This is a genomic window from Candidatus Gorgyraea atricola (assembly GCA_030765235.1).
Lineage (GTDB): Bacteria > Omnitrophota > Gorgyraeia > Gorgyraeales > Gorgyraeaceae > Gorgyraea > Gorgyraea atricola.
Map to the genome: position 1 here is coordinate 1 of JAVCCW010000022.1, position 5242 is coordinate 5242.

The window sequence follows — 5242 nt, forward strand, 5'->3', positions numbered from 1 at the left end:
AATCTTAAGGCTAGATTTTAGTCAGAGAGGGTTACGCAGGGCAATGCATTTACGCATTCCAGAAGCAGGTTGGATTTCTAGCAAGAGATTGAGATCTTCTGCAGAGGCATCAGGCTCTGCAGAAGGGGTTGAACGCATAAAGACTTTATCTAGAGACATCAATATCGCTGATGCAGGGATTAAGGCAGGGCCACATGAGGTGGCTAATATCCTTATTCAGATAGCTTTTGAGAAAGGGTTTTTTGATGAGGTAGGCCCTCAGGATGGATTTAAAGTTTTTCGCCTAGGGAATGCTGAAACTTATACATTCAGAGATCTTCAGCATCTTTTAGGTATTTCTGATGAAGAGCTTATGGCTCGTTGTAGGGAAAAGGATGTAGAGGTTACCATTGAAGATCTAAAGAAATTAGCCAGGCAGACTGCCCATGCAGGGATTGGGCGGGGGGCAATATATATTGTACACGGTTCGCATACAGAAGAGCTTGTAAACCACGAAGCCACAGAATTAGGTTTATGGCAGGTCAAGGCAGATAGCCTTGGCATAGGCTATGCTGAGATGCGAGATTGGATTAAGATCCATCCTATTGAGGCTAATGAGTTAAACGAAGTCTTCCATACATTGGCTATTCAAAAGCGTCAAGGAGAAATTAATAAATGGTTAAGTCGTCGCGGTGGACTAGATAGAGATCCTTTATACACAAGGGAAGAAATCAGTCATAATTTAGAGGCAGCGGTGTTGAATCTTGAAGAAAGCTGGCGTACAGATAAAGTAGTCTCCATTAATGGAGATGGGTTTAGGCTCACAGGACAAATAAATACAAATGCATATCAGGCAGTAGGCATTGATATAGGTCAAAGGGTAATTATAAAAGCCAGTGATGAAAGAGAGAATATTCTCTCAAAGGTTGCACATCAGTTGGGTATTGGTGTCAGGGTAATCGGATATGATGATATATCTAGTATTATGGTTTTGGAAGACGTAGGTGGCAGGACATTATTTGAGATGTCGCAGGAAGGCAGTTTGACCTTAGGTGTGGCAATGGAGGCATTGGGTAAGACAGCAGAATATATAGAATTTCTACGAAAACGTGGCATAGTCCATGGTGATGTTGCTGCACGTAATATCCTTGTCTCTGAGAAAGGGATATTCTTAATAGATTATAGTCATGCAGAGTTTTCTAATAGACTAGCGGATTCAAAAGATTTGGTTTATCTTGGGTATTTAATTGAACGGTTAACCTCGTCTTCTCTGGAATTGTTGAGAAAAGAATATCTTAATCATGAGATTATTGCTGGATTATCTCGCCGTAGTTGCCCATTAACAATGCGCATTATTTTAGCTGATGCAAGGAAGAAGTTGACCCCTGAATTAAGACAGCTTCCTGTACAATGGTTGCAGTCTGAGGTTCCTGGCAAGAGAGAAACCGGAGATGGGGCAGTCTTAGAAGATACAGAGGAGGTTGTTATACCTATGGAAGAAGAGGCATCATTAGAACCTTCGGAAAAAAGAACCACAGCATATGAGGTAACTTCAGAATCCGCTGCAAGACTTAAGCCAGAGGCAGTAAGACCATCGCCAGAACGCTTAAGTTTAGCATATGCTGAGTTTGCTGAATCTTTACAAGTAGATTTAGATGGTTTTACAGGATCGTTTTCAAGGCCACAGATTTATCCTCTGTTTTCCGAGGGTGTTTTTGAGTTTATTATTGAGAAGATTAAAGAAAAAGAAGGCAATGCTGCATATACAGCTTTTATAGAGCTATTTAGGGCAGTTCAGTTTGAAGGAAGATTGGCAGAAGGAATATTTGCTGAATATCTACGCTGGGATTACCCAAAATATAGGACGACAGCATTAGACCTAGCTAATCAAAATAAGGCTGAAATATGGAAACAGGCGCTACGTATACAAAAAAGATTCGGCATATTAACTACAGTCGGTTTTCTTAAGTTTGCGCCTTATCTGGTAAGCATGCAAGGCAGTTCTGCTTTAGTAAGATTTACTGATATTATTTCAAGTCCAGCAGTACGTTGTGTATCACCAGTTGATTCTGTAGAGTGTTTTGACCGCCTCCGACATATACTTTGGCAGGATTACAGGATACCTTCGCAGAGTTTTGATGCTGTCGATTCTTGGATGACATTTTCAATAGTACTTGATAATGATATTGAATATATTTTTAGCTTTGGAATAGATGAAGAGTCCTTTGTTAGAATTGCAGAGGTTTGGTATAAAGATGGCAAGGCATTAGGTTATGGAGGGACTGCCATAGGTACTAGTGACAGCATTCTAAGCTTTCGTATTTTTGAAGATCAATTACATAATGTTCCTGATCGCGCAGCAATTTTCAAGGCCAGATTATATTTATATTCTAGGGTATTTCCTAGTTTAAGAGAAGTATTTGTCGAACCTAATCAGTTTGGAGGGGAGGATTCTACTGAGTCTGAATATGCCCTTCAGGCTGGTGTGCCTGTATTTTATATTAGAAAGCTTGGTATGAAGCCCGATATTGATAAATTGGCTGCAGAAGATGCCCGGGGTGAGAGAATTAAATCACTTGTGGCTGATGTCCAACAAGGCAGGAGACTAGGTAGAGATGAGATGAAGATGCTTACTCTTGCGCCAATGAGACTTGAATTATCAGCATCATGGCGTAAAGAAGCTGAGAAGCGATTCAGTGGCCTGCTTAGTGTTGACCCAGTTATAGCGCATACTCAGGATTATTATCTTTATCCCGAGGTAGAAGGTAAGGTGTTATTCAGAGGCAGACAAGGAAAACCGTCAGTTGATGAGGGGTGGATTTTACATGTCGGGAGCTTACCTAGAGATGCTGGTGTAGTTTTAGATACAGTCTTACCAATTCTTAGCCAAGAAAATGCGACTCATAAAGTTGCCAATGGTCTTGAAGCAATAGAGTCCTTAAATCAGGATCCAAGGTTCGAAGGTCTATTAGTGGTTATCTACCCTTCGTCTACTGAAGAGGCAGTTAGATTAGCTGATATTTTAGATAATGTCCTTTATCCTCTTAGGCAAAGAGGCATCGCAGGACGAACAATCCCTATTGATGCTTCCTATGGTGATTCAAGTTTTATCGGATATTGTTGGGGAGGTAATAGAGGGTATTTCACAACACCTATCGGAGACAGGGTTCCTGTTAGCTACACACCTGGACAATATAAACCAGATTGGATAACAGAGAATCCTTTTTCTAGAACTCCCCAAGGCCTTAAAAGAATCTTACATGTCAAAATGCCTAATCCTTTAAATGAGATAATTCGTCAACTTAAGGAGAGATTTGGTTTGGATGTCCAGCTTGATGAATTACCAGATCTAGAGGCAGAGAGAGTAGAATTTGAGGCTGGAGATGTGATATTGGAGGAAGGGGCATCAGCAGATGCGCTTTATATTATTGAAAAAGGTGAGGTTGAGGTCCCTATAGTCAAAGATGGTATATCTCTTACATATTTTAAAGGAAGAGGTAATATTTTTGGAGAAATGGGCACTTTGGGATTGCGTAAGCGTTCTGCTACTGTAAAGGCAGGGAAAGAAGGGGTAGTGTTACGACGTATTTCTTATGAAAAACTATTTCCTATAATTAGAGATAATCCTCAGATATTTTTTATATTAGGTCTTTATGTGATGGAGATTAGGGTTTATCAGGCAGATTTGGTAAAAATAGGGAGGGCTTATCCTGTATCTGTAAATGTACAGGTTAGAGAGCAAGGTCCAGGCGATGATAAAGAAGAGATCGTTATTTTAGATCCAGAAGAGGATGTTTTAGACACAACTACTTTGGCCTATATTAGAAGACTGCGGCAGACAGGCTCACAACATGACACACCTTCATTAAATACACTACTTGAGTATGCCAGGACAATACGCGGACATGATATCAGCGCCAGGACGTTTGAGGCAGTATGTAATTTTACAGATAAAAATCCAAATTTTTGGGATATAATCTCCAACTTTTCTGAACAAGAAAAGCTCTTTCTTTTCTATAAGCTCTCTGTCATTTATGATACTGCTAAAGTACCTTTTGCTAAACCAGGTCAGACGCCTAAAGCGCGTATGCAGGCCTATCTTCTGCAATACCAGGCAGAGGACGCATTGGCGCGGACTATTATTTACGCATCAGAGGATGGTACGCTGGAACTTCCTCGCTTGTCGCAAGACAAGGCCCATCTTTATGGATATAGCAGCGCCTACTCTGAACTTACAGAATACGAGGGCGTACTAAGTTCTTTATACAGAGCGATTATGCGCGGAGAATTTTATTACGAGATGGCCATTGATTTAAATTTCTGGACACCAGGGGCCTATTTGGCTGGAGAGATGAGTCAAAACATGAAAGATGCAATACGCATTCTTGCCGAACGGTCAGGCATCCGTATGTCTTTTCATGGGCCCATATTTTATGCAATGCCGGGCGTAAAATATGAATCTAAGATTGTTGTGGACGCGTACAACAAGACGATTGATCTGGCAAAAGAGATTGGCGCAAAAAGTGTTGTTGTCCACGTTACATCTGGACAAGACATTGATGATTTAGTTGCGATTGCAAGCTATGGCGCTGGAGAAGGTGTTGAAATATCCCTTGAAAATAGCCGTGAAAGAGAAGGGCCTTATCAGAATGCTGATCGATTTTTGGCTATTGTGCAGCAGGTAGTAGATAAAGTCGGGATAGATTCTTTAAGCTTGACTATAGACCCTTCGCATTTTGCTTTATCAGAGGAGCCTGCTGCTATCGCAGTAAAAAAAGTTTTAGATTGGTCGTTTAGCTCAGAACATGATACCAAGCGGGTTTCTGTTAAAAAGATACACTTGAGTCAGCACGAAGGCGAGGCAGATTATCACAATCTAGGAGTGGCTGAAGAGGGCAAAGGAAGAAAAGGCGCAGTGCCTAATAAAGAGGTATTACAGATTTTAACCGAACGTTTGTCCATAGAACAGCTTACCAGGCTTGACATTATTTTAGAGACAGCTGTGGTGTTGTCTCCCGGAGATCTGGAATGGTTAGGGAATAACGTGGATGCAAATATCAGGGAAAGAATACAGCTTACAACTCAGGCAGGAGACCAAAACTCAGCAATAGCTAAATACAAAGAAGTTGCTGAAAGCCTTGCTGTTGACGGAAGCCTGTCGCGTGCCAGCGCACCTAACAGAGGCATTGACTATGATTCAAGAGATGAGGCTAATGCAGGCGCAATGGGTAAATTCTTCGTTAGAAAAGCCACTTATGATGAG

1 protein-coding gene is annotated in these 5242 nt (G+C 41.1%); it reads left to right on the forward strand.

Features of this window, described 5'->3' with window-relative positions:
• Positions 1 to 43: 43 nt before the first annotated feature.
• A partial coding sequence (locus P9L93_04720) for a cyclic nucleotide-binding domain-containing protein (protein MDP8230391.1) occupies positions 44 to 5242 on the forward strand: 5199 nt, incomplete at its 3' end.